Consider the following 22752-nt stretch of genomic DNA (forward strand, 5'->3'; position numbering starts at 1 on the left):
TCGTAACTCCTTGAGGTTGGAAGTGGCAGAAACTTGGTGAACTGGTTCGATCCGCTATCCGGTCAGTGTGCCGGGTGCAGCGCGTCGCGCAGGTAGACGCAGGTCAGGATCGTGAAGACATAGGCCTGGATGAAGGCCACGAGAACTTCGAGCCCGTACATCGCGGTGATCGCGAGGATCGACAGCGGGGTCACAGCGAGGCCGACGCCGGAGAACAGGATCAGCGGCGCGAAGGCGGCGAACACTTTCATAACCGCGTGGCCGGCCATCATGTTGCCCGCAAGACGAATGGAGTGGCTGACGGGACGCACGAAGTAGGAGATCACCTCGATGATCGCGAGGATCGGGCGCAGCGCCAGCGGGGCCGAAGCCACCCAGAACAGGCTCAGGAAGCCCGCGCCGTTCTTGACGAAACCGATGACGGTCACCGCAACGAACACCGCGACTGCCAGCAGACCGGTCACCGCGATATGCGAAGTCGTGGTGAAGCCGCGCGGCAGCAGGCCGAGGAAGTTCGAGAAGACGATGAACAGGAAGACCGTGAAGATATAGGGGAAGAACTTCAGCGCGTCCTTGCCCGCCACGTCCTCGACCATCTTGTGGATGAAGCCGTAGGACAGTTCCGCGATCGACTGGGCGCGCGAGGGTACCACGGCGCGGCCACGGGTGCCGATGACCAGCATGAAGAAGATCGCCAGAACGGCAATCGCCATCCACAGCGTCGCATTGGTCGGCGTGTACCAGTGAACCGGACCCTCGCCGAAGAGGGGCTTAACGATGAACTGATCCATCGGGTGGAAGGTCAGTTCACTGCGCATTTCCTGTTCAAGATTTGCCACGGTCGTCTTCCTCTTCATCGGCCATTTCGGCCGCACGCTCTTCGTTCATTTCCTTGGCCGAGCGAAGCATCACCTTCACCCCGGCCGCGAGCCCGAGAAGCGTGAACAGCACCATCATCCAAGGCATCGTGCCAAGCAGCACATCAAGCCCGTATCCGATGCCGAAGCCGATCCCCAGCCCCGAAACCATTTCGATCACCATACGCCAGGCCATGTTCGCCTGGGACAGATGATGATCGGCACGTTGCGGAGGCGGTTCTTGCGTCTTTCTCACTGCCGCAAGCTTCTTCTCAAGCGCTGCGAGGCGCTCGGGATCGGGCTCGTCGGAGCGGTGATCAGGCATGGTTCGGCCCCCACTCAGGTCCCAGCCGTGATAGCCGCGCCCCCAGCCTGAGTCAATTCCGGATAGCCCCTTGAAGGCACCGCGCAACCCATTGATCCGTAACGATTTTGAAAATAGGCATCAATTTCGCGCCGCGCCAAGCTCACGGGAATGCGAGCAATGGCATATTCAACCGATCGGTTGACGTTTGTCGCGTACCGCCCCATCAAGGAGCGATGCTACCGCCGCCCGCCCCTTCTCTCGATGCGATCTTCGCCGCGCTCGCCGACCCGACCCGGCGGACGATCCTGACGATGCTGCTCGAAGACGACATGGCGGTGACCGACGTGGCAGAGCCCTTCGAGATGTCGCTCGCCGCGGTTTCCAAGCACCTCGCGATCCTGACCAATGCCGGGCTGATCTCGCAGGAGAAACGCGGCCGGGTGAAATGGTGCAAGCTGGAGCCGCTCGCAATGTCTGCCGCGACGACATGGATCCAGGGCTTCGGCCAGTTCGAACCGCTGGACTTCGATGCGTTCGAGAAATTCCTCGAAACCGAACTCGCGCAGGTCGAGATCGAACCCGTCGAGCCCTTGGAGACCGGGCAAAGCGACGCGCCGTCGAACAACGCGCCGCAACCCGATTAAATCGAACCCGCCTCGACCATGTAGTTGTTCGCGGTGCACATAGCCGCATCGTCGGACGCGAGGAACAGCACCATCCGCGCGACATATTCCGGCTGGATCAGATCCGGCAGGCATTGATTGCGACGATGATCCTCCAGCGCCTCGGGCGTCGCCCAGAGTGTTTTCTGCCGATCCGTCATGATCCAGCCCGGCACGACCGTGTTGACCCGGATGCGATGCCCGCCCAACTCGCGTGCCATCGTGCGGGTCAGCCCGTGCACCGCCGCTTTCGCCGTCGCGTAGGCCGGGAAACCGCTGCCGGCCTCCCACCACGAATTCGAGCCCATATTGATGATCGACCCCGCCCCTTTCGAGATCATGTCCGGCGCAACCGTCTGGATCGCGAAGAACATGTGGCGCAGGTTGGTGTGCTGGCGTTCGTCCCAGTACTCCGCATCGATCTCGCGCCAGTCGTGGCGGTCGTCGCGCGCGGCATTGTTCACCAGAACTTCCGCGGGGCCAATCTTCTCGCGCAGCTGACCCAGCGCCTCCTTCATCGCGGCGATGTCGCGCAGGTCGCACAGCTCGTACTCGACGCCCAGCCGTTTCGCGACCGCCGCACTCCCCTCCGCATCGCGGTCGAGAAAGCCGACTTTCGCCCCCTGCGCGGCGAAGCCGTCGACGATCAGCGCTCCGATCCCCGAGGCGCCCCCGGTCACGATCACGGATTTGCCCTTCAGGCTCGGATAAGTGGCGAATTCCGGCATCTGTTCCTCCTCTTCTCGACGGGAGCATCGCGCCCGGGGTCGCGACTGTCCAGCCGGTGGCGGCGCGGCCCGCGTCACAAATCCTTCGCCCCTGCGTCAGCGGGCTGTCACAGCCCGGCGTATTATGACGCCCGAAGCGCCCCGAGCCGACGGTCTGCCGCCCGATGCACCGCGCCACCCTCTGGGCCTTCGTCATATCAAGTCTACCTTGGGGGTATCTATGCCACGTCCTTCCCGTTCGATCACGCTTTGCGCGGCGCTCGCTGCTGCCGTTCTCTCCACTGCCCTGTTGGCTCCGGCCCATGCACAATCCGCCTCCGACGCGGGCGTGCTGAAGGTCGCGCTCTGGGGCGACGAGTTCTACAGCAAGGACCCGGAGGAAAAGGCGAACTGGATCGACCAGACCGTCGACTCGATGAACGCACACGATCTCGACTTCACGATCTTCGCCGGCGACACCAAGAGCGGCAGCAGCGAGTGCACCGATCAGGCGATCGGGGCGGACGTGCAGGCGATCTTCAACCGCCTCGACATGCCGACACTCTACGCCCTCGGTGACAATGAATGGGTCGACTGCCACCGGACCAACAACGGCAGCTACGACCCGGTCGAGCGGCTGTCCTACCTGCGCAAGACCTTCTTTGCTGCCGCGAAGTCGCAAGGCCAGAACCCGATCGACGTCGAACGTCAGGGCACGCCGGGCGAAGCTTACAGCGAGAACAGCCGTTTCGAGCGCGACAACGTCATGTTCGTGGCCCTCAACGTGCCGGGCAGCAACAACAACCTCGTCGTGACCGACAAGCAGTGCACCAAGAAATCCGACCGCACGCAGGCCGATTGCGATGCCGCAACCGCGGAATACGAAGCCCGCAATCCGAAGAACGTCGAATGGCTCAAGGAGTCCTTCGCGAAGGCGCGCGAGAATAACGACGCGGGCATCCTGATCGACATTCAGGCCGACATCTTCTTCCCGTTCGAGCTAAGCGACGGCGGCTACGAAGAGGATTTCCTTCCGACCCTCGACGACAAGAACGGCTTCACCGACTTCTACAAGACTCTCGTCGAGGAGACGCATAACTTCGAAGGTCAGGTCCTGTTGGTCCATGGCGACTCCCATTACTTCAAGGTCGACAAGCCGATGATCCAGCCCGATGGCCGCAGCACCGCGAACTTCACCCGCGTCGAGGTCTTCGGCAGCAGCGACAACAGCTGGGTCGAGATGACGGTCGATCCGAAATCCGACGCCGTGTTCTCGTTCCAGCCGGTGGTGCTGAAGCAGTAAGTCGCGGCTGCAGCGGAACAGGGCCGTCTCTCGAGCAACTCACTCCGCCATATCAGCGACGGGCGACGGTTCATTCGTCGCCCGTGTTCCTTTTCCATCCTCAGCGATGCGAAACGTCGCACCCGCAATGTGAAAAGGCCGCCCCCGATGGAGCGGCCCTGATCTTTCGCAATGGCGACAACTTATTTGTGGTTGTCGTCTTCGTCCTCGTCCTCGTTGTCGTCGGGCAGGTTGAAGAAGCTGTCCGCGTCCGAATAGTCGGCATTGTCCGCGGTCTCTTCCTCTTCCTCGGTCTCCTGCTTGAGATCGGAGGAGGAGAAGTTCTCCAGGCCGGCGATGCCCGAGGGCAGACGCGGTTCGTCGGGCATGCCCAGCGACTGCTCGGTCGAGACCAGCTTGCGGCGCTCGTCATCGCTCATCACGCCTTCGGCGGCGGCTTTCTTCGCGGCCTTCTGCACTTCGATATCCAGTTCCGACTGGCGGCAAAGACCCAGCGCGACCGGATCGATCGGGGTCATGTTCTGGATGTTCCAGTGCGTGCGCTCGCGGATCGACTGGATCGTGGGTTTGGTGGTGCCAACGAGACGCGCAATCTGCGCATCGGCCAGTTCCGGATGGAATTTCACCAGCCACAGGATCGCGTTCGGACGGTCCTGACGCTTCGACAGCGGGGTGTACCGCGGGCCGCGACGCTTGTCCTCGCCCAGCGCCGCCTTGTTGAACTTCAGCTTCAGCTTGTGCAGCGGGTCTTTCTCGGCCTTGTCGATCTCTTCCTGATCGAGCTGGTTCGAGGCGACCGGATCGAAGCCTTTCACGCCGGTGGCGACGTCACCATCGGCGATGCCCTGTACTTCCAGCTCGTGCAGGCCGCAGAAATCCGCGATCTGCTTGAAGCTGAGCGTCGTATTGTCCACCAGCCACACGGCGGTGGCCTTTGCCATCAGGGGCTTGTTCGTCATTGCAGCCATCCTTTACATATCTCTCCCGGGCCGAGAAATCGGCTGCGGCGCGAGATTTCCCTGCCGCGGTCCATTTCTGGAAGGGGAATTGCCGCCTCATATAGTCAATCGCGCGTCAGGAGAAAAGAGAAAATGACTCGTTTGAGCCTTCTGACCGCAGCCCTGCTTGCGCTTTCGACCCTCACATCCAGCGTCTCCGCCGAGGGCGAGCGCGCGGGCGATTTCGACTATTACCTCCTCTCGCTCAGCTGGTCGCCCACGTGGTGCGCGCTGACCGGCGACGCGCGCAACTCGCCGCAATGTGACCCGGCGGAGGATCGCGGCTTCGTGCTGCACGGGCTCTGGCCGCAATACGAGACCGGCTGGCCCAGCTTCTGCCGCACGCCGCAGCGCGATCCGTCGCGCCAGCAGACCGCAGCGATGGAGGACCTGACCGGCGCGCCGGGGCTGGCGTGGTACGAGTGGAAGAAGCACGGGCGCTGCTCGGGGCTGTCCGCCACGGATTACTTCGCGTTGGAGCGCAAGGCTTACGAGAGCATCGAAATTCCGCGCGTGCTGGCGAACCTCGACCGCGACGTAAGATTGCCCGCGAAAGTGGTCGAGCAGGCGTTTCTCGAGGCCAATCCCGGCCTCGATGCCGACGAGATCACCATCACCTGCAAATCCGGACGCATCCAAGAAGCGCGCATCTGCCTGACCAAGGAGCTGGAGCCGCGCCGCTGCGGGGCCGATACGATCCGCGATTGCAGCCTGTCGGACGCGCTGATGGAAAAGGTGCGCTGAGGCGCTATTCGTCGAGCGGCGGCTGACGATCTTCCAGCGTCGGGAGCTTGTGTGTCGCCGCGACGTCGTGACTGTGATCTTCCTCCGGCTTGCCCGAGGAACAGATCCACGCTTTCGCCTGCTCGAGCTCGCTGAGATGAAACAGCTTGACCGTGCCGGGGATCATCGGCGCGAAGGCCTGCACGCCCCAGCGGATCCAGTCGACATCGCTGACCAGCGCCACGGCGGCGAAATCACCCAGATGCGACAGGCCCAGCTTGGTGTCGTCCCATGCTCCCTTCGCAGTGTAGCCGTCGAATTCTTCCCCGATGATATAGAGCAGCTTCACCTTTCCCTCGGCGGCGATCTTCTTCTCCACCGCCGGGATGAGGTGTTTTTCGTAGGCTTCCGCACCGATCGTGCCTTTGGCTTCGAAAGCCAGCACATCCGCCGGAAATCCATCCAGAAATTCAAAGCGTCCTTCGCTCATGACTGCCTCCCCTCGTTGGTTCGCGCGCGCCGCAAGCATACACCCGGCGCGCGCTTCACGAAAGTTTAGCCGCCCGCAACTTCCAACACGATCTTGCCAATATGCTCGCTCGTCTCCATCCGGGTATGAGCTTTTGCGGCCTCGGCCAGCGGGAAGCTGCTGTCATGGATCACCCGCAGTTTGCCCGAATTGATCATCGGCCAGACATTGGCGCGCAATTGCCGCGCGATCTCTGCCTTGGCCGCAACCGATTGCGGGCGCAGCGTCGCTCCGGTAAGCGTCAGCCGCTTCGCCATGACCTGCGCAAAATTGATTTCAGCCTTCGGACCGCCGAGGAAAGCGATGAAGACCAGCCGCGCGTCATCGGCCATCGCCTTGATGTTGCGCGCGATATAGTCGCCGCCCACCATGTCGAGCACGAGGTTCGCCCCGCCTTCGGCCTTCAGCACGTCGACGAAATCGCCGGTCTTGTAGTTGATCGCGGTCGCGCCGAGTTCTTCGCAGACCGCGCATTTCTCCGCTGACCCGGCGGTGGTGAACACCCGCGCACCCAGCGCCGTCGCGATCTGGATCGCGGTGGTGCCGATGCCCGACGAGCCGCCATGCACGAGGAACCGCTCGCCCGCCTGCAAGCCGCCGCGCATCACAACGGTCGACCAGACGGTGAAGCAGGTCTCGGGAAGGCAGGCCGCCGATTTCAGATCGAGCCCGGCGGGCACGGGTAACGCATGTTCCGCCGGGCAGGTCGCGTATTCCGCGTATCCGCCACCGGGCAGCAGCGCGCAGACCTCGTCGCCAATCTCCCAATCGGTGACGCCCGGGCCGATCGCCGCGACCCGACCCGAGCATTCCAGCCCCGGCAGATCCGACGCGCCGGGCGGCGGATTGTAGGCGCCCGCACGCTGCAGCGCGTCCGGGCGGTTCACTCCGGCATAGGCCACCTCGATCAGGATCTCGCCATGTCCCGCGACCGGCACGGCGCGGGTCACTTCCTTCAGCACCTCCGGCTTGCCATGTTCGGAAATCTCGACGCAGCGCATCCCGGTCGGCATCTCGACAGGCTCCATCACTGCGCCTCCCGACCCGGCATGTCGGCATTGCCCTTGGGCGCACGGATGCCGCCAAGGAGTTTCGGCAGGAAGGGCAGCTTCATCGCGGCCTCCTTCACCTTCTCGAACTGCATCACGTCCTCGATCCGGCGGTCGAGGAAGGCCCAGGTGTCGCCCTTGCCCTCGCTCTCGTCGCCCATCCAGTAGAGCACCGTTGAGCTGTAGACCCCAGAAAGCGTCATCCGCTTCGTGTACCAGTTGTAATCCTCGCTGACATCACCCAGCGCGCGCCAGATCTTGTCCGACGTTTCCCAGATCAGCTTCGAGCCGGTCGTGGCATTCTGCGGTAGCGCGAAGATCGCGGCGCCACGGCGCACCAGCTCCGGATCGGCCTCTTCCAGACGGAAGCGCACGGCAGTCGCGATCCGGTCGCGGAACTTCAGTCCCGACAAATCCGCCTCTTCCAGACGCTTGAGCATTTCGGCATCGCCCTCGCGGTGATAGGCCACCGCCAGATCGACGGCACCACGCGGACACACGACCCGCGCCAACCCCGGATCGAGCCCCAGATCGGACACTGCGAGCTTGAAGGCAGGCTCGGACCAGCCATCGAAAGGGACATGCGGCTTGATCGCCGCCAACAGCTCGGACCGCGTGCGTTCCATATCGAGATGGTCGTTTTTCATCGCGTTTCCTCTCTCAGCTTTGACGGTAGACAAACCGCCTTTTGGTGACTATATGGAGCGCTCCTGCAAGCAACTGCAACTCTAACTTAGGAAGGTGGTGACACCACATGCAGGTCAGCGTTCGCGACAACAACGTCGAACAGGCGCTCCGTGCTCTGAAGAAAAAGCTTCAGCGCGAGGGTGTGTTCCGCGAAATGAAGCTCAAGCAGCATTTCGAGAAACCCTCGGTCAAAAAAGCGCGCGAGAAAGCCGAAGCCGTCCGCCGTGCCCGTAAACTGGCACGTAAGAAGGCTCAGCGCGAAGGCGCGCTCTAAGCGCACCGCTCCGCGTCTGAAAAGGCGCCTGAAAATGCTGGCGGGCTTGCCCGCACCGATGACCCCCGAGGCTTGGCCGCGGGGGTTTTTGGTTTCTGGAGGACACCGCTACAAGAAAGCGCAATCGCCGCCGCTTTGATCTTGCCTAAAGCGCTGCGCCCCCTACCCTAGCGCCAGCACTTCGCTCTGGCGGGAACCGCTTTCAAATGTCCGATATCCGGCCCGTCCTGCACCTATTTGGCCTGATCGTCACAGCCCTCGGAACCGCTATGCTGGTGCCCGCGGCGCTGGATTTCAGCGACCTCAACCCGAACTGGCAGGACTTCCTGGAAGCGGCGTTCGAGACTGCGCTGATCGGGGGCGCTCTCGCGCTCGCGACCCGCACCAAGAGCGCGAGCGGGCTCACCACGCGGCAGGCCTATCTGCTCACCGCGGCGATCTGGCTCGGCCTGCCGATCTTCGCCGCCCTCCCTTTCATCGAAGGCGCACCGCATGCGACCTGGACGAATGCCTATTTCGAAGCCGCCTCGGGCATCACCACGACCGGCTACACCGTCTTCGAACATCTCGACACGCTGCCACGCGGTGTCGTGTTGTGGCGCGGGATGCTGAACTGGTTCGGCGGGCTCGGGATCGCCTTCGTCGCGATGATCTTCCTGCCGGTGCTCCGCATCGGCGGGATGCGTTATTTCCAGGCGGAAGGCTTCGACACGCTGGGCAAGGTCATGCCGCGCGCCCATAACATCGCGCGCTCGCTGCTCTGGGTCTATGTTTCGCTGACCCTGGCCTGCGCGATCAGCTACACCGCCACGGGCATGACCTCCTTCGACGCGATCTGCTACGCAATGGCGACGATCGCGACCGGGGGCTTCGGCACGCATGACAGCTCCTTCGCGAACTTCTCGCCCGGGTCGCAATATGCGGGCGTCGTCTTCATGCTGGGTTCGGCCTTGCCCTTCATCCGCTATGTCCAGCTTGGCCGAGGCGACCTGCGCCCGTTCTGGGACGACCCGCAAATCCACGCCTTCTTTCGTTGGTTCGGCCTCGCGCTCGCGGCACTCCTGATCTGGCTCTACACCCACGCGCCCGACGGGATCGAGCCGACCTTCCGTTCCGCCGCTTTCAACCTGTCCTCGATCATGACCGGCACCGGCTTCGGCACGGCCAACGTCTCGAATTGGGGCAGCTTCGCGATGGTGCTGGCCTATTGGGTCGGGCTGATCGGCGGCTGCACCGGGTCCAGCTCGGGCGCGCTGTCAGTTTTTCGCTGGCAGGCACTCGGCGCGGTGATCCGCGCCGCCGTGCGCCGATTGCAGATGCCACATCGGGTACTGCAGCCGCGCCTCGGCGAAAGGCTGCTGGAGGAAGACATCCTCTCCTCTCTGATCCTCTATTTTACCGGCTACATCCTGACGCTGGGCCTGATCTCGGTCGGGATTTCGATGACCGGGGCCGATTTCGTCTCGGCCATCTTCGCGACCTGGGGGGCTCTCGGCAATATAGGCTACGGGGTCGGTCCGCTGACCGATCGCACCGGCACGATGATCGACTTCAGCGACACCGCGACATGGCTGCTGACGCTCGCAATGCTGCTGGGCCGGATCGGTATGCTCGCGATCCTCGTCGTGTTCCTGCCGCGCTTCTGGCGCGCCTGACTCTCAGACCGGCATCGCCGTGGTGGAGACCACGCATTTGAGCGAGAAGCTCGACTGGATCTGCGCCACGCCCGGAATGTTGGCCAGCTTCGCCCGGTGCAGCCGCGCAAAATCCTCGGCATCGGCGGCGACCACTTTCAGAAGGTAATCCGCAGCCCCCGCCATCAGATGACATTCGAGCACCTCCGGGACCTGCTGCACACCCTTCTCGAAGGCATCCAGAACCTCGTCGGCCTGACTGGACAGCTTGATCTCGACATAGACCGTCGTCGTCCGCCCCAGCTTGCGCGGGTTCAGCAGGGCGACGTAATCGCGGATGTAACCCTCCTCCTCCAGTCGCTGCACCCGCCGGTGACAGGCCGAGGGCGAGAGGTTCACCCGCTCGCTCAACTCGGCATTGGAGATTCGCCCCTGCCGCTGCAAAACCTCCAGCAACCGACGATCTGTCGCGTCCAGCTTGTCGCTCATGCAAAATCCTGCCGCTATTCACGTATTTTATCGAAGATACGAGCGGCCCACCCCATCCACAACCGCCAAATGGCAAAGCACTTGCTTGTGACGGAGCGCATACTGATCGCAGGACGTTTCCATGTTTTGGAGGAGGACACGCGATGAAGATCGGAACCGTACGCGAAATCAAGGCGCAGGAATTCCGCGTCGGGCTGACCCCGGCCGCGGCGCAAGAGGCGGTCGCCCATGGCCACGAAGTGCTGGTGGAAACCGGCGCAGGCCTGGGCGCGGGTTTCAATGACAGCGATTACGAGGCCGCCGGCGCGAAGATCCTCGGCGATGCGGCAAAGGTGTTCGCCGAGGCCGAGATGATCGTGAAGGTGAAAGAGCCGCAGGCCTCCGAGCGCGCGATGCTCCGCGAAGGCCAGCTTCTGTTCACCTATCTGCATCTGGCCGCCGACCCGGCGCAGACTCATGACCTGATGAAATCGGGCGCGACCTGCATCGCCTACGAGACGGTGACGGCGAAGGACGGCACCCTGCCGCTGCTCGCGCCGATGTCCGAGGTGGCTGGTCGCCTCGCGCCGCAGATGGGCGCGTGGACCCTGCAGAAGGCCAATGGTGGGCGCGGTGTGCTGTTGGGCGGCGTGCCCGGCGTGTCGCCCGCGAAGGTCGTCGTGATCGGCGGCGGCGTCGTGGGCACCAACGCCGCGCGCGTGGCTGCCGGGATGGGCGCGGATGTGACCGTGCTCGACAAGTCGCTGCCGCGTCTGCGCTATCTCGATGACACGTTCGGCGGAACCTTCCGCACCGCCTATGCCTCGAAAGCCGAGACCGAGGCGCTGGTCGCGGCCTCCGATCTGGTGATCGGGGCGGTGCTGATCCCCGGGGCCGCCGCCCCGAAACTGGTAACCCGCGAAATGCTCAAGACGATGAAGCCCGGCGCGGCGATCGTCGATGTCGCGATCGATCAGGGCGGCTGCGTCGAGACCTCGCACCCGACCACCCATGACGACCCGATCTACGAGGTCGAGGGCATCATGCATTACTGCGTGGCCAATATGCCCGGCGCGGTCGCGCGCACCGCGACGCTCGCGCTGTCGAACGCGACCCAGCCCTTCCTGCTCGCATTGGCCGACAAGGGATGGGAGCGCGCCTGTGCCGAGGATCCGCATCTCGCGGCGGGGCTTAACGTCCATGCCGGCAAGGTGACCTATAAGGCAGTGGCCGAAGCGCTCGACTTGCCGTTCGACGCGCCGGACGCGGTGATGCACGCGGCCGAATAAAGGCCACGACGCCAAGAACAACTGCACCCATGACGAGGACGGCCCGGCGCTTTGCCCCGGGCCGTTCTTCTATCTTCAGGCGGCGCTGCGCGCCGCGCCGTCACTTCCGAAGTGCGTCGCGAATTTCGAGCAACACGTCGAGCTGGCTCGGACCGGTATGCACCTCGGGCGCGACATCGTCCGGCTTCTCCGCCGCAGCCTTGATGCGGTTGACCATCTTCACCAGCATGAAGACCACGAAGGCGATAATGAAGAAATTGATCACCGCCATCAGGAACGCGCCATAGGCGAAGACCGAGGCACCTGCCTTGCGCGCCTCTTCAAGGCTCGCCCCGGTGGGAACCTCGCCGGAGAGCACAGCGTAGTTATTCGTGAAATCAACGCCTCCGGTGAACAGACCGATGATCGGGTTGATGATGTCGCCGACCAGCGAGGTCACGATGGCGGTGAAGGCCGCGCCGATGATGATGCCCACCGCCATGTCCATGACATTGCCCTTGGCGATGAAATCCTTGAATTCCTGAATCATTCCAGCCCCTCATTGCGATGCGCGTTCTGCGCGACGACAGGCTACCACGATCTTTGCGTCTGCATAGCCTCAAGCAGCGAGCGCGAGGCAGGCTTGCCGGTTTCGCTTTAGCACAACCTTCGGCGTGCATCCTCGACAAGGCGGCGGGCGACCTGCGCCGCCGTGGACACCGTGTCGCCGCCGGAACGGGACGAGAGAGGCGCGGCGACCGGCAAGGCCGCGAAACCGTCGCTGAGCCGTGCGCGCGCTTCCTGTCTGGCGATGTCGGCGATGGCGTCTGCATCACAGCGGAGCGCCTGCTGGATTCGCTCTGCCACCCCCGAGCAGGGTCCCGCCCCGTCGCCCTCAGAGGGACAGTCAAAGCCGCAGGCACAGCCGAAATGCTGGGGCATTTGTGAGATATTGCGCAGACGCCGCTGCGCAGCACGGATGCGATCGCAGGCCGCGTCGCGTTGGTCGGCGCGCAGGGCAAGCTCCAGCGGCATGGTCTCTGCCACGGCCGCCCGCTCCTCCTGAAGCCCCTCGGCCGCCGTGCGCAGCGCCGCCGCAGTGTCCGCCTCCGCCGTTTCGGCATCGTCGAGGCAGCCCGAAATCATCTCGTCCAGGAAGGCGACCCGATGCCGCGCGATCAACTCGGCGGCCTCCGCAAAGGCGAGATCGGACACCGCCTGCCGTAACTCCTCCAACGCGCGTTCGACCGCGCAATCGCCCGGCCCGTGCAGCGCAGTCAATGCGCGCTGTTCAAGCGCGAGTGACGCGGACCCGAATTCCTGTCCAACCATGGCGGCATCCCCTTTCTGGTAACCGCTTCAGGCTGGCACAACGGAATGAACGAAAGGTGAACTTTCACTCACCTTTCGCCGCCTCATAGAATTTTCAGAGATTTCTCAGTCGTTTGACCGAAGTGCCTTGGTGAGAGCCGGGAACATTTCAGCATTCGACGCGATCACCGAACCCGATTCGAGAACGTCGCGCCCCTCGCGCACTGCTTCCACGAAACCGCCCGCTTCTTTCACGAGGAGAATGCCCGCGGCGATGTCCCAGGCGTTGAGCCCGCGCTCCCAATAGCCCTCGTAGCGGCCCGCCGCGACATAGGCGAGGTCGAGCGAGGCCGCGCCCCAGCGACGAACGCCCGCGCATTGCGGCATCAGCTTCGCAAGGTCCTGCAGCGTCGCCGGAAGGGTCGACTTGCCGCCGAAGGGCACGCCCGTCGCGAAGATCGATTCGATCATCTTGTGACGGCCCGAGACCCGCAGACGCGTATCGTTCATGTAGGCGCCGAGGCCCTTCTCGGCGAAATACATCTCGTCTTTCGCGGCGTCAAACACCACGGCCGCAATGATTTCGCCCTTATGCTCCAGCGCGATCGAGATCGCCCAATGCGGCAGGCCGTGCAGGAAGTTCGTGGTGCCGTCGAGCGGGTCGACGATCCAGCGGCGGGTCGGGTCATCGCCCGCCTCTTCACCGGTCTCCTCGCCGAGCCAGCCATAAGAAGGGCGCGCGCCGCGCAGCTCGTCCTTGATGATCTTCTCGGCTTCGCGGTCGGCCTTCGAGACGAAATCGCCCGGACCCTTCGAGGAGACCTGAAGGTTCTCGACCTCGCGGAAATCCTTGACGAGCGAGCGGCCTGCCTTGCGGGCGGCCTTGATCATCAGGTTGAGGTTTGCGCTGCCTTGCATCTCTGGGCTCCTTCGCGTTTCAAGCGGTCGCCTTACAGGGGTTGCGCGGAAAATCCAAGAGCTTTGGCACGTAAGGCAAACTGAGGAGGGGCTCTGCCCCGCTCGCTGCGCGAGCCCCCGGGATATTCGGACAAGCCCGATGGATCAGGCACGCTGAAGCTTCACCGGCTCGGTGCGTGCAAGCCGCAGGAAATGCGCCATGAAGGGCTGGGTGGCATCCTCGGACCGCGTCGCGGCGTAAAGGCGCTTGGTCAGCCCGTGTTCGGTCACAGGTTTGGTGATGTAGTCAGGCTGGTACTTCACCTCGCGCAGCACCCAGTCGGGCAGCACCGCCACGCCGCGATTCGAGGCGACCAGCATCAGGATCACCGCCGTCAGCTCCACCTGTCGCACGGCTTTCGGCTCCACCCGTGCGGGCGTGAGCAGCTGGGTGAAGATGTCCGAGCGACCGCGGTCGATCGGATAGGTGATCAGCGTCTGATCCGCGAAGTCCTGCGCCTCGATATATGGCTTCGCCGCCAGCGGTGAATTCGCGGCGGCGATGAAGGTCGGCGCGTAGTCGAAAAGCGGATTGAAGGTGACGCCGTCGATCTTTTCCGGATCCGACGATATCACCAGATCGACCTCTTCGCGGCTCAGCGCGGGAAGCGCGTTGAAAGCCAGACCGGGCCGGATATCAACGTCGATATCGGGCCAGGCATGGCGGAAACGCTCCAGCACCGGAAACAGCCAGTCGAAACAGGCGTGGCACTCGATCGCAATATGCAGACGGCCCGCCCGCCCCGACCGCAGCGCGTCGAACTCGGCCTCGGTTGCCGCGATCTCGGGCAGGATGCGTTCGGCCAGCCGCAACAGCTTCTGCCCCGCCGCCGAGAGCTTCAGCGGCTTCGAGCGGCGCACGAACAGCTCCACCCCGGTCTGGTCCTCGAGCCCTTTGATTTGGTGCGACAGCGCCGATTGTGTTATGTGCAGAACGTCCGCTGCCTTCGCGAGCCCTCCGGCATCGTGAATCGCCTTGATTGTGCGCAGGTGACGGAACTCGAGATGCATCTTGCTGTTACACTCATAACCATTTTGAGGATTATGAGTTTGTCTCACAAAGCCCGATCTGGCACAAGAGAGCGAACGAAAGGACAAAATCCCATGACGACGCCCAAGGTCAGTTTCGAATTTTTCCCGCCGAAGACGCTCGATGCGTCGTTCCGGCTGTGGGAAACCGCGCAGGTTCTGGCACCGCTCAAACCCGAGTTCACCTCCGTGACCTATGGCGCGGGCGGCACGACGCGCAAGCTGACCCACGAGGCGGTGGGGACCATCCACAAGAATTACGGCCTCAATGTCGCCGCCCACCTGACCTGCGTGGAAGCGACGAAGGCTGAGACGATGGACATCGTGGACGCCTATGCCGAGGTCGGCGTGACCGAGATCGTGGCGCTGCGGGGCGACCCGCCGCAGGGTGCCAAGCATTTCACGCCGCATCCCGAGGGCTTCGCCTCTTCGGTCGAACTGATCGAGGCGCTGGCCGAGGATGGCCGCTTCACGATCCGGGCCGGCGCCTATCCCGAGCCGCATCCGGACGCCGCCGACAATATGGCCGATGTGCGCTGGCTCAAGCGCAAGGTCGAGGCGGGTGCGACGTCGGCGATCACCCAGTTCTTCTTCGAGCCCGAGACCTTCTTCCGCTTCCGCGATGCCTGCGAGCGCGAAGGGATCGACGCCAAGATCATCCCCGGCATCCTGCCGATCCAGTCGTGGAAAGGCGCCAAGAAGTTCGCGCAAAGCTGCGGCACCTCCATCCCCGCCTGGGTCGAGGAAGCCTTCGAGGCCGCGATCCGCGACGGGCGCGAGCATCTTCTGGCGACCGCGCTGTGCACCGAGCTGTGCGACAAGCTGATCGAGGGCGGCGTGGAAGACCTGCATTTCTACACGCTTAACCGTCCCGGCCTGACCCGCGACGTCTGCCACGCGCTGGGTGTGACGCCTGACACGGTGCTCGAGAAAGTGGCCTGAAAGGGTACTCAAATGGATTGAACGAAGGGGCCCGGCTGGGCCCCTTTCCTTTTTTGGTCGTGGTGCGTCACGCGTCTGACGCTTGTCGCAACGCCCACACCACCGCCGAGAAGACGCTCAGGAAATCGCGCCGGTCGTGATAATGTTTACCCAGCGGAAACCAGTTCAAATCTGCCGACGAGATCGCGCCGATGACTGGCGTCCGTTCTAGGGAGGTAACACATGGGACGTTTCGTGATCACGGGGAGCTTCTCTCCTCAGGCCATAAAGGGCTTCATGGACAGCCCGACGGACCGATGGGAGACCATCGACGCGTTGATAAAGGCGGCTGGGGGGAAACTGGAAAACTACTACATAACCACCGGTCCGAGTGACTTTTTGATCATCGCCACGGGCGACGACATGAAGAAGGTGCTGCCGGCGATCATGGCCGCCGCTGGCTCGGGGTCATTGTCGAAGGTGCAGACGCAGGAGGCCTTCACGACCGCCGACTTCAAGGAGATGCAGAAGGCTGCGGCCGGCATCCGTTCGAACTTCGTGCCGCCGGGCAGTTGAAGCCAGTTCGGTCGCAGGTCGAAACCTACCTCCCCTTTCCTTTCCGCTCGGCGACGATAGCTTAGTGCCGACCCGGAAAAGGAACCAAAGATGCCCGACCAATATTTCGCCGAAGGCCCCGAAGATTTCCTCCCACTCGAGGAGGTGCTTTCGATGCCGGGGCTCGACTACGTCAGGAAGATGGTCACCGGCGACGTTCCCTCGCCCACCGTGCAGAAGCTGATGGCCTATCGGATTACCGAGGCCGAGGAAGGCCGCGTCACCTGCCGCGGGACGCCGGGCCATCCGCAGACCAACGGCTATGGCGGCATTCACGGCGGCTGGTATGCGATGATGCTAGATACGGTGATGACCTGTTCGGTGATCACCGGACTGAAGAAGGGTCAGACGCAGACCACGCTTGAATTCAAGGTGAACCTGATCCGCGCGATCAAGCCCGGCACCGAGGTGATCGGCGTGGGACAGCTCGATCACATCGGCCGGTCAACCGGCGTCGCGCGGGGTGAGATCCGGGGCGCCGAGGATGGACGCCTCTACGCGACCGGCACCGCCACCTGTTTCGTCATGGCGCCTGACCTCTGAGACAGGCTCGGACCGGCGCGCGAGACGACGGATTTCGGGACGCAGGATGCGCGGCCTGAAAATCGCGCGCGAGCCTTCGGGCAAGACCACGCTCTCATGCAGCCCTTCAGAGGGGTCGCGCCCCACGACGCGCGGCGCGCGCAGCCAGAACAGCTTGCCCCAGCCAGTCCAGGTGCCGACCGAGGGCGCATTCGGATCGCGCGGGAACTCCGCCTGCCAACCGGGCGGCAGGCTCAGACCCAGCGATTCCGCCCGCTCCAGCATCCACACGAGCGGAATATTGGCGAGCGGGCGCGCATCCGCGAAATGCCCGAGCATTCCGCCGATATCGCCATGGGCGCCGCGAAACCAGCGCTGCTCGATCCGGGTGGCGGAAGAATCGGCGTCGGAAGCGCCCTCGTCGCTTTCCCACACCAGCGGCTCCAGCACAGAGCGCCTCTCGTCGAGCGCGAGCGCCTGAAACCCGTGGCGCACATGGTCGCTCAGGTGGTGGTCGTGAAAGCGCACGCGCTCCTCGTTGACGATCCAGAAGAACGGCACGCGGATGCCCAGCGCCTGAACCGTATCAAAGGCGCCGACCATCTCGATGTCGACATTCTCGTGGCACAGGCTGTTGCGGAAGCTTTGCAGGACGTCCGCGGGCGTCTCTTCCTCGTAATGGCGCCATGCAAGCCGCGTGTTGCGTTCGATCGCATGCTCCGGGCGCAACAGACCGATCCGCCCGATCATCCCCGCCAGCGAGCGCGCAGCGAAGCCGCCCCTGGAATAGCCGATCAGGAAGATGCGGTCGCCCGGGCGGTATCGCATCGCGAGCCAGCCATAGGCGCGCGAGATCTGCTGATTCACGCCCCAGCCGAACCAGACATCCGACATGTCGTGCCAGTCGCGCCAGCGCAGGCCGCGCCCGTAATAGACCGAGACTTTCGGCGCTGCCCGGCGCAGGAAGCGATAGATCAGCCCGATCGAGGTCAGCCGGTCGGCGCGCAGCGAGCCGAGCGTCCCGTCGAGCAACACGACATGATCGACCGGGCCACGGCCCGCGCCTGCCGCCGAGCGCGCCTCGGCCCGTTCCGGGCTGCGGCGGCGCAGGGCAGAGATCACACGCTCGAAGAGACCGCGCATATCAGCGCTCCACATAAGTTGGGCTTATACTATCCAATGTAGGATAAGTTTCACTTATCTTCAGGGGCAATCGCGGCAGTTTGTTGACCCGATCGTGCCCGCCGCGCTTTTTCGGACCGCGCGCACGGGGTTTTCCTTGTCGCCTGCGCGGGCTAAACAGCCCTCAAGCCGAGCCAAGGATGCCTGACATGACGATGGACAAGACTTTCGATGCCGCGAGCGCCGAGCCGCGGATCTACGCGAAATGGGAAGAGGCTGGAGCCTTCAAGGCCGGGGCCAACGCGTCGCGCGACGAGACCTTCTGCGTGATGATCCCGCCGCCCAACGTGACGGGCGCGCTGCATGTGGGCCACGCCTTCAACAACACCGTGCAGGATATCCTCGTGCGCTGGCACCGGATGCGCGGCTTCGACACGCTCTGGCAGCCGGGACAGGACCATGCGGGTATCGCGACCCAGCTGATGGTCGAGAAGGAACTGGCCAAGACCGGTCAGCCCAAGCGCATCGAACTCGGCCGTGAGAAATTCCTCGAGAAGGTCTGGGAGTGGAAAGGCGAATACGGCTCGACCATCATCAACCAGCTCAAGCGTCTGGGCTCGAGCTGCGATTGGTCGCGCAACGCCTTCACCATGTCGGGGGCTCCCGGCGCGCCGGAAGGCAACGAGGGTAACTTCCATGACGCCGTGATCAAGGTCTTCGTCGACATGTACGAGAAGGGCCTGATCTATCGCGGCAAGCGGCTGGTGAACTGGGATCCCCATTTCGAGACCGCGATCTCCGATCTCGAGGTCGAGAATATCGAAGTCGCCGGTCACATGTGGCACTTCAAATACCCGCTCGCGGGCGGCGAGACCTATACCTATGTCGAGAAGGACGAAGAGGGGAACGTCGTCTTCACGGAAGAGCGCGACTACATCTCGATCGCGACGACCCGCCCCGAGACGATGCTGGGCGACGGCGCTGTCGCGGTGCACCCGTCCGATGAGCGTTACGCGCCGATCGTCGGCAAGCTCTGCGAAATCCCGGTGGGCCCGAAAGAGCATCGCCGCCTGATCCCGATCATCACCGATCAATATCCCGATCCCGAATTCGGCTCGGGCGCGGTGAAGATCACCGGCGCGCATGACTTCAACGACTACATGGTCGCCAAACGCGGCGGCATCCCGATGTATCGCCTCATGGACACCAAGGGCGCGATGCGCGCCGACGGGCTGTCCTACGAAGAATGCGCGGCCCGCGCGATGGAGATCTCCCGCGGCGCGGATTTCACCGAGGCAGAGATCGACGCGCTCAACCTCGTGCCCGAGGAACTGCGCGGTCTCGACCGGTTCGAGGCGCGCGAAGCCGTGATCCGTCAGATCACCGAGGAAGGCCTCGCGGTGACGACCACGAAGACCGTCACCGACGAAGACGGCGTTGAGACCGAAACCACCGTTCCGTATGTCGAAGACAAGCCGATCATGCAGCCCTTCGGTGACCGCTCGAAAGTGGTGATCGAGCCGATGCTGACCGATCAGTGGTTCGTCGATGCCGAGCAGATCGTCGGCAAGGCGCTGGACGCCGTGCGCAACGGCGACACCGTGATCATGCCCGAAGCGGGCGAGAAAACCTATTTCCACTGGCTGGAAAACATCGAGCCCTGGTGCATCTCGCGCCAGCTCTGGTGGGGCCACCAGATCCCGGTCTGGTACGGCCTGGACATGGAAGCGCCCGACTTCCGCGATGACGAAGGCGATGGCACGATCGACCTCGTGGAGATGGGCCGCCTGCTCGTCGAGACGAAGATGGTGCATCGCGACGACCGCTACCACTGCGCCTCGGATTTCGAGAGCGTCATCGGCTGGTTCAAGGCGCAGAATGCCGAGCTGCCGACGCCGCTGAACGTGGCGCGCATCGTTGAAGTGGAAGATCGCCACAAGGCGATCGAAGTGCTGGCCGCGAGCCTCGCGCAATACGAGATGACCGAGGACCCGACGCAGCTAGTCTACCCGGTCTGGCGCGATGCCGATGTGCTCGACACCTGGTTCTCGTCGGGCCTCTGGCCGATCGGCACGCTGGGCTGGCCCGAGGATACCGAGGAGATGCGCAAGTATTTCCCGACCGACGTCCTCGTGACCGGCTTCGACATCCTGTTCTTCTGGGTGGCGCGGATGATGATGATGCAGCTGGCCGTTATGGATCAGGTGCCCTTCCACACCGTCTACCTGCACCAGCTCGTCCGCGACGAGAAGGGCAAGAAGATGTCGAAGACGACGGGCAACGTGATCGACCCGCTCGAGATCATCGACGCTTACGGCGCGGATGCGCTGCGCTTCACCAATGCCGCAATGGCGGCGATGGGCGGCGTGCTGAAGCTCTCTGAGGAGCGCATCAAGGGCTATCGGAACTTCGGCACGAAAATCTGGAACGCGACCCGCTTCGCCGAGATGAACGGCGTATTCGAGGGCCCGGTCGTGACCGAGATCCCGCAGCCCACCCACACGGTGAACCGCTGGATCATCGGCGAGACCGCGAAGATCCGCGAGCAGGTGGACGAGGCCTTCGCCGCCTACCGCTTCAACGACGCGGCGCTCGGGCTTTACGGCTTTGTCTGGGGCAAGGTCTGCGACTGGTATGTCGAATTCGCCAAGCCGCTGTTCGACGGCGAGCATGCGGAGGAAACCCGCGCCACGATGCGTTGGGTGCTCGATCAGTGCTACACGCTGCTGCACCCGATCATGCCCTTCATCACCGAAGAGCTGTGGGAACTGACTGCGCCGCAGGGCGACCGCGCGAAGATGCTCGTCCATGCCGACTGGCCGGATTACAAAGCCGCCGATCTGGTGGACGAGGCCGCCGACCGCGAGATGAACTGGGTGATCGAACTGATCGAGGCGATCCGGTCGTCGCGCACGCAGATGGGCGTGCCGGTGGGTCTGAAACTGCCGATGGTTCTGGCCGAGGCCGATGACGCGGCGCGCGCAGCGCTCGCCAATAACGAGGCGCTGATTTTCAAGCTGGCCCGCATCGAAAGCGTCACCGAGGGACCGATCCCGAAAGGCGCGATCTCGATCCCGGCGCAGGGCGCGCTGTTCGGGCTGCCGCTGGAAGGCGTGATCGACATCGCCAAGGAGAAGGCACGTCTGGAGAAGGCTCTGGGCAAGATGGAGAAGGAAATCGGCGGCATGAAGGGTCGTCTGAACAATCCGAAATTCATCGCCAATGCCGATCCCGACGTGGTCGTGGAAACCCGCGAAAACCTCGCCCGCGCCGAGGAAGAGGCCGAGAAGGTGCGTCAGGCCGTCGCGCGTCTGGCGGAGCTGGGCTGAGCGAGGCTTTTAGCGATCAGGGCCGCGCCTGCCCCTCGGGTGGGCGCGGCCCGGGCCTGGTCGTCCCGCGCCGTGAGCTGAGCGGAGACCTTACTCCGACACTTCCTTCATCGTGAACGCCACGCCCGAGGCGACCACGCAGATCCCCGCATAGACGATCAGCACCATATCCGGCCCCGCTATCGCGAGCGCCGAACTCGCCGCGCCGAAGGCCAGCAGCATCACGCCTACACTCGTGTTCGACACCGCCGTATAGGCCGCGCGATCGTCCTTGGGCGACATGTCCACGAGGTAGGTCGAGCGGCCCAGTCGCACCCCCTGATAGCCGATCATCAGCCCGAACAGCGCCACCGGCGAGGCCCAGATCGTGCCCATCAGCCCCGACCAACTCAATCCCACCGCAAGCGCCAGGAACGCGGCGGCGACCAGCCCGGTGAAGATCAACACCTTGCGCGAGGAGCGATCCGCCAGCCGCCCCCAGATATAGGAACTCACCAGCGAGGCCAACGCCGAGGCCAGCACCATCGCCCCCAGCGCCCCGAAACGGTTGTCTCCGGCATTCGCGGCGAGCAGCACGATATAGGGCGGCGCGAGCGCGGTCGGCAGCAGCAGCACCCGCGCGATCACGAACTTGCCAAGATCGGCATCCTTCCACAGCAGGCTAAGCTCTGACAGGCCAATGCTGCCCTTCGCCTCGCCCGGCTGGTCTTCCTCGCGCAGCGTCGAGAACAGCGCAGCCGCCGCCACCCAGAGCACGGCGGCCAGTGAAATCGCCCCGATCACGAGGCTCATCCGCGGGACGAAACCGCTCATCAGGATCAGCGCGAACAGGATCACCCCGGCCGCAGAAACGCTCGTCGCGATGCCGGTCGTCGTGCCACGCCGCGTGCGGTCCACGGTCTTGCCCAGCACGTCCTTGTAGCTCACCGAGGACAGCGAGCGCGCGATGGCCAGCACGCCCAGCGCGGCGAGCATCGCAAGCCCCGCGGCCATCCCCTGCATCGTCAGCGCAATCACCACGATCGCCGCCGCCGCCAGCCCCTGGATCATGCTACCGGCGGCCCAGGCCCATTTGCGCTGGGGCATCTTGCGGACATGCGGTGCGGTGAACAGCTGCGGCAATAGCGAGCCCGCCTCGCGCACCGGCACCAGCCAACTGACCAGAGCGGCGGGCGCGCCCACCGCCTGCATGAGCCAGCTGAGCACCAGCTTCGGGTCGATCAGCCCGTCTGCCAGCTTGGTCATCGACAGCGATCCGACATGGCGCAAAAAACTGCCGGGTTCGTGCTTGGCGGCGGTGTCGCTCAGCTCTTTCACATTCCCCGGCGCATCGCCGGTCAGCGTTTCGAATAGGGAGGAGGAGAAAGAGGTGTCGCTGGCGCTCATCGGCTGGCTTCCCGAACTTATGTCATTTCACGATATTACGCAGGGAAAAGCGCTTGGCCCAGTCCCCGGTTCCGCCGCGAGGAACCGATCGACG

General features: G+C 63.8%; 24 protein-coding genes. 10 read left to right on the forward strand and 14 right to left on the reverse strand.

Going from position 1 to position 22752, the window contains the following annotated elements:
• Positions 1–62: 62 nt before the first annotated feature.
• The gene (locus B6V76_RS10810) at positions 63–818 is read right to left on the reverse strand and encodes a F0F1 ATP synthase subunit A (protein WP_233243003.1); all 756 of its coding nucleotides are present in this window, start codon (positions 816–818) and stop codon (positions 63–65) included.
• 7 nt (positions 819–825) lie between these two features.
• Positions 826–1182: an AtpZ/AtpI family protein gene (locus B6V76_RS10815; RefSeq protein WP_088727403.1), complete on the reverse strand. Its 357-nt coding sequence runs from the start codon at positions 1180–1182 to the stop codon at positions 826–828.
• 215 nt (positions 1183–1397) lie between these two features.
• Between B6V76_RS10815 and B6V76_RS10820 the strand changes: the two genes are divergently transcribed.
• Positions 1398–1808, forward strand: coding sequence for a metalloregulator ArsR/SmtB family transcription factor (locus B6V76_RS10820; protein ID WP_088722268.1), 411 nt, complete (start codon positions 1398–1400; stop codon positions 1806–1808).
• Here the strand turns inward: B6V76_RS10820 and B6V76_RS10825 are convergent.
• Positions 1805–2554, reverse strand: coding sequence for an SDR family oxidoreductase (locus tag B6V76_RS10825; RefSeq protein ID WP_088727404.1), 750 nt, complete (start codon positions 2552–2554; stop codon positions 1805–1807). The two genes, B6V76_RS10820 and B6V76_RS10825, sit on opposite strands and share 4 nt — an antisense overlap.
• A gap of 220 nt (positions 2555–2774) precedes the next feature.
• Between B6V76_RS10825 and B6V76_RS10830 the strand changes: the two genes are divergently transcribed.
• Positions 2775–3836 (forward strand): hypothetical protein, encoded by a 1062-nt coding sequence (locus tag B6V76_RS10830; RefSeq protein ID WP_206184204.1) that lies wholly within the window; start codon positions 2775–2777, stop codon positions 3834–3836.
• Between the two features lie 182 nt (positions 3837–4018).
• Here the strand turns inward: B6V76_RS10830 and B6V76_RS10835 are convergent, their stop codons facing one another.
• On the reverse strand, positions 4019–4795 hold the full coding sequence (locus B6V76_RS10835) for a cell cycle transcriptional regulator TrcR (protein ID WP_075773894.1): 777 nt from the start codon (positions 4793–4795) through the stop codon (positions 4019–4021).
• A gap of 132 nt (positions 4796–4927) precedes the next feature.
• Here B6V76_RS10835 and B6V76_RS10840 point away from each other — a divergent pair, with 132 nt between their 5' ends.
• A complete protein-coding gene (locus tag B6V76_RS10840) occupies positions 4928–5578 on the forward strand; it encodes a ribonuclease T2 (RefSeq protein WP_088722265.1) in 651 nt (216 codons plus the stop codon).
• Positions 5579–5582: 4 nt separating this feature from the next.
• Here B6V76_RS10840 and B6V76_RS10845 read toward each other — a convergent pair whose 3' ends face one another.
• From B6V76_RS10845 to B6V76_RS10855, 3 genes are all read right to left on the reverse strand, one after another.
• Positions 5583–6047: an STAS/SEC14 domain-containing protein gene (locus tag B6V76_RS10845; RefSeq protein ID WP_166504580.1), complete on the reverse strand. Its 465-nt coding sequence runs from the start codon at positions 6045–6047 to the stop codon at positions 5583–5585.
• 65 nt (positions 6048–6112) lie between these two features.
• Complete coding sequence (locus B6V76_RS10850; protein WP_088727474.1) at positions 6113–7099, reverse strand: NAD(P)H-quinone oxidoreductase; 987 nt, start codon at positions 7097–7099, stop codon at positions 6113–6115.
• 14 nt (positions 7100–7113) lie between these two features.
• Positions 7114–7782, reverse strand: a complete 669-nt coding sequence (locus B6V76_RS10855) for a COQ9 family protein (RefSeq protein ID WP_088727406.1) — start codon at positions 7780–7782, stop codon at positions 7114–7116.
• Positions 7783–7889: 107 nt separating this feature from the next.
• Here B6V76_RS10855 and rpsU point away from each other — a divergent pair, with 107 nt between their 5' ends.
• Together rpsU and B6V76_RS10865 are read left to right on the forward strand one after the other, a co-directional pair.
• Entirely contained in the window at positions 7890–8096 is a 207-nt protein-coding gene (gene rpsU, locus B6V76_RS10860; RefSeq protein WP_011748553.1) for a 30S ribosomal protein S21, read from the forward strand.
• Positions 8097–8302: 206 nt separating this feature from the next.
• Positions 8303–9751 carry a TrkH family potassium uptake protein gene (locus B6V76_RS10865; RefSeq protein ID WP_075773892.1) on the forward strand — a complete coding sequence of 483 codons (1449 nt, stop codon included), beginning with the start codon at positions 8303–8305 and terminating at the stop codon, positions 9749–9751.
• Positions 9752–9754: 3 nt separating this feature from the next.
• Here B6V76_RS10865 and B6V76_RS10870 read toward each other — a convergent pair whose 3' ends face one another.
• Entirely contained in the window at positions 9755–10219 is a 465-nt protein-coding gene (locus B6V76_RS10870; RefSeq protein ID WP_075773891.1) for an Lrp/AsnC family transcriptional regulator, read from the reverse strand.
• A gap of 143 nt (positions 10220–10362) precedes the next feature.
• Between B6V76_RS10870 and ald the strand changes: the two genes are divergently transcribed.
• Positions 10363–11487 carry an alanine dehydrogenase gene (ald, locus tag B6V76_RS10875; RefSeq protein WP_088725415.1) on the forward strand — a complete coding sequence of 375 codons (1125 nt, stop codon included), beginning with the start codon at positions 10363–10365 and terminating at the stop codon, positions 11485–11487.
• 100 nt (positions 11488–11587) lie between these two features.
• Here ald and mscL read toward each other — a convergent pair whose 3' ends face one another.
• The 4 genes from mscL to B6V76_RS10895 all read right to left on the reverse strand — a co-directional run bounded on the left by mscL (position 11588) and on the right by B6V76_RS10895 (position 14745).
• Positions 11588–12016 carry a large conductance mechanosensitive channel protein MscL gene (gene mscL, locus B6V76_RS10880; protein WP_075773889.1) on the reverse strand — a complete coding sequence of 143 codons (429 nt, stop codon included), beginning with the start codon at positions 12014–12016 and terminating at the stop codon, positions 11588–11590.
• Positions 12017–12123: 107 nt separating this feature from the next.
• Positions 12124–12798: a hypothetical protein gene (locus B6V76_RS10885; RefSeq protein ID WP_088727407.1), complete on the reverse strand. Its 675-nt coding sequence runs from the start codon at positions 12796–12798 to the stop codon at positions 12124–12126.
• A 105-nt stretch (positions 12799–12903) separates the two neighbouring features.
• Positions 12904–13695 carry an inositol monophosphatase family protein gene (locus tag B6V76_RS10890; RefSeq protein ID WP_088727408.1) on the reverse strand — a complete coding sequence of 264 codons (792 nt, stop codon included), beginning with the start codon at positions 13693–13695 and terminating at the stop codon, positions 12904–12906.
• A gap of 144 nt (positions 13696–13839) precedes the next feature.
• Positions 13840–14745 (reverse strand): LysR family transcriptional regulator, encoded by a 906-nt coding sequence (locus B6V76_RS10895; RefSeq protein ID WP_075773886.1) that lies wholly within the window; start codon positions 14743–14745, stop codon positions 13840–13842.
• Between the two features lie 93 nt (positions 14746–14838).
• On the opposite strand from B6V76_RS10895, the gene metF reads away from it, so the two are divergent.
• The 3 genes from metF (at position 14839) to B6V76_RS10910 (ending at position 16842) form a co-directional block, all read left to right on the forward strand.
• Complete coding sequence (gene metF, locus B6V76_RS10900; RefSeq protein ID WP_088725413.1) at positions 14839–15705, forward strand: methylenetetrahydrofolate reductase [NAD(P)H]; 867 nt, start codon at positions 14839–14841, stop codon at positions 15703–15705.
• A gap of 222 nt (positions 15706–15927) precedes the next feature.
• Entirely contained in the window at positions 15928–16260 is a 333-nt protein-coding gene (locus tag B6V76_RS10905; protein ID WP_075773884.1) for a GYD domain-containing protein, read from the forward strand.
• Positions 16261–16350: 90 nt separating this feature from the next.
• Positions 16351–16842: a PaaI family thioesterase gene (locus B6V76_RS10910; RefSeq protein WP_088727409.1), complete on the forward strand. Its 492-nt coding sequence runs from the start codon at positions 16351–16353 to the stop codon at positions 16840–16842.
• Here the strand turns inward: B6V76_RS10910 and B6V76_RS10915 are convergent.
• A complete protein-coding gene (locus B6V76_RS10915; RefSeq protein WP_088727410.1) occupies positions 16744–17964 on the reverse strand; it encodes a DUF2235 domain-containing protein in 1221 nt (406 codons plus the stop codon). The two genes, B6V76_RS10910 and B6V76_RS10915, sit on opposite strands and share 99 nt — an antisense overlap.
• A gap of 188 nt (positions 17965–18152) precedes the next feature.
• Between B6V76_RS10915 and B6V76_RS10920 the strand changes: the two genes are divergently transcribed.
• The gene (locus tag B6V76_RS10920; protein ID WP_088725411.1) at positions 18153–21272 is read left to right on the forward strand and encodes a valine--tRNA ligase; all 3120 of its coding nucleotides are present in this window, start codon (positions 18153–18155) and stop codon (positions 21270–21272) included.
• 90 nt (positions 21273–21362) lie between these two features.
• On the opposite strand, the gene B6V76_RS10925 is transcribed toward B6V76_RS10920, so the two are convergent.
• Positions 21363–22658: an MFS transporter gene (locus B6V76_RS10925; protein WP_088727411.1), complete on the reverse strand. Its 1296-nt coding sequence runs from the start codon at positions 22656–22658 to the stop codon at positions 21363–21365.
• Positions 22659–22752 lie beyond the last annotated feature (94 nt).

Source organism: Thioclava sp. IC9 (assembly GCF_002213225.1).
In the GTDB taxonomy this organism is placed as follows: Bacteria; Pseudomonadota; Alphaproteobacteria; order Rhodobacterales; family Rhodobacteraceae; genus Thioclava; species Thioclava nitratireducens.

What these genes read in the sequence shown, in the direction of transcription:
- B6V76_RS10905 (WP_075773884.1), top strand. Translation starts at nt 15,928, where the DNA reads ATGGGACGTTTCGTGATCACGGGGAGCTTCTCTCCTCAGGCCATAAAG.
- ald (WP_088725415.1), top strand. Translation starts at nt 10,363, where the DNA reads ATGAAGATCGGAACCGTACGCGAAATCAAGGCGCAGGAATTCCGCGTC.
- B6V76_RS10925 (WP_088727411.1), bottom strand. Translation starts at nt 22,658, where the DNA reads ATGAGCGCCAGCGACACCTCTTTCTCCTCCTCCCTATTCGAAACGCTG.
- B6V76_RS10845 (WP_166504580.1), bottom strand. Translation starts at nt 6,047, where the DNA reads ATGAGCGAAGGACGCTTTGAATTTCTGGATGGATTTCCGGCGGATGTG.
- B6V76_RS10915 (WP_088727410.1), bottom strand. Translation starts at nt 17,964, where the DNA reads ATGCGCGGTCTCTTCGAGCGTGTGATCTCTGCCCTGCGCCGCCGCAGC.
- B6V76_RS10855 (WP_088727406.1), bottom strand. Translation starts at nt 7,782, where the DNA reads ATGAAAAACGACCATCTCGATATGGAACGCACGCGGTCCGAGCTGTTG.
- B6V76_RS10885 (WP_088727407.1), bottom strand. Translation starts at nt 12,798, where the DNA reads ATGGTTGGACAGGAATTCGGGTCCGCGTCACTCGCGCTTGAACAGCGC.
- mscL (WP_075773889.1), bottom strand. Translation starts at nt 12,016, where the DNA reads ATGATTCAGGAATTCAAGGATTTCATCGCCAAGGGCAATGTCATGGAC.
- B6V76_RS10870 (WP_075773891.1), bottom strand. Translation starts at nt 10,219, where the DNA reads ATGAGCGACAAGCTGGACGCGACAGATCGTCGGTTGCTGGAGGTTTTG.
- B6V76_RS10890 (WP_088727408.1), bottom strand. Translation starts at nt 13,695, where the DNA reads ATGCAAGGCAGCGCAAACCTCAACCTGATGATCAAGGCCGCCCGCAAG.
- B6V76_RS10920 (WP_088725411.1), top strand. Translation starts at nt 18,153, where the DNA reads ATGACGATGGACAAGACTTTCGATGCCGCGAGCGCCGAGCCGCGGATC.
- B6V76_RS10865 (WP_075773892.1), top strand. Translation starts at nt 8,303, where the DNA reads ATGTCCGATATCCGGCCCGTCCTGCACCTATTTGGCCTGATCGTCACA.
- B6V76_RS10840 (WP_088722265.1), top strand. Translation starts at nt 4,928, where the DNA reads ATGACTCGTTTGAGCCTTCTGACCGCAGCCCTGCTTGCGCTTTCGACC.
- B6V76_RS10895 (WP_075773886.1), bottom strand. Translation starts at nt 14,745, where the DNA reads ATGCATCTCGAGTTCCGTCACCTGCGCACAATCAAGGCGATTCACGAT.
- B6V76_RS10825 (WP_088727404.1), bottom strand. Translation starts at nt 2,554, where the DNA reads ATGCCGGAATTCGCCACTTATCCGAGCCTGAAGGGCAAATCCGTGATC.
- B6V76_RS10820 (WP_088722268.1), top strand. Translation starts at nt 1,398, where the DNA reads ATGCTACCGCCGCCCGCCCCTTCTCTCGATGCGATCTTCGCCGCGCTC.
- B6V76_RS10810 (WP_233243003.1), bottom strand. Translation starts at nt 818, where the DNA reads ATGCGCAGTGAACTGACCTTCCACCCGATGGATCAGTTCATCGTTAAG.
- rpsU (WP_011748553.1), top strand. Translation starts at nt 7,890, where the DNA reads ATGCAGGTCAGCGTTCGCGACAACAACGTCGAACAGGCGCTCCGTGCT.
- B6V76_RS10830 (WP_206184204.1), top strand. Translation starts at nt 2,775, where the DNA reads ATGCCACGTCCTTCCCGTTCGATCACGCTTTGCGCGGCGCTCGCTGCT.
- metF (WP_088725413.1), top strand. Translation starts at nt 14,839, where the DNA reads ATGACGACGCCCAAGGTCAGTTTCGAATTTTTCCCGCCGAAGACGCTC.
- B6V76_RS10815 (WP_088727403.1), bottom strand. Translation starts at nt 1,182, where the DNA reads ATGCCTGATCACCGCTCCGACGAGCCCGATCCCGAGCGCCTCGCAGCG.
- B6V76_RS10850 (WP_088727474.1), bottom strand. Translation starts at nt 7,099, where the DNA reads ATGCCGACCGGGATGCGCTGCGTCGAGATTTCCGAACATGGCAAGCCG.
- B6V76_RS10835 (WP_075773894.1), bottom strand. Translation starts at nt 4,795, where the DNA reads ATGACGAACAAGCCCCTGATGGCAAAGGCCACCGCCGTGTGGCTGGTG.
- B6V76_RS10910 (WP_088727409.1), top strand. Translation starts at nt 16,351, where the DNA reads ATGCCCGACCAATATTTCGCCGAAGGCCCCGAAGATTTCCTCCCACTC.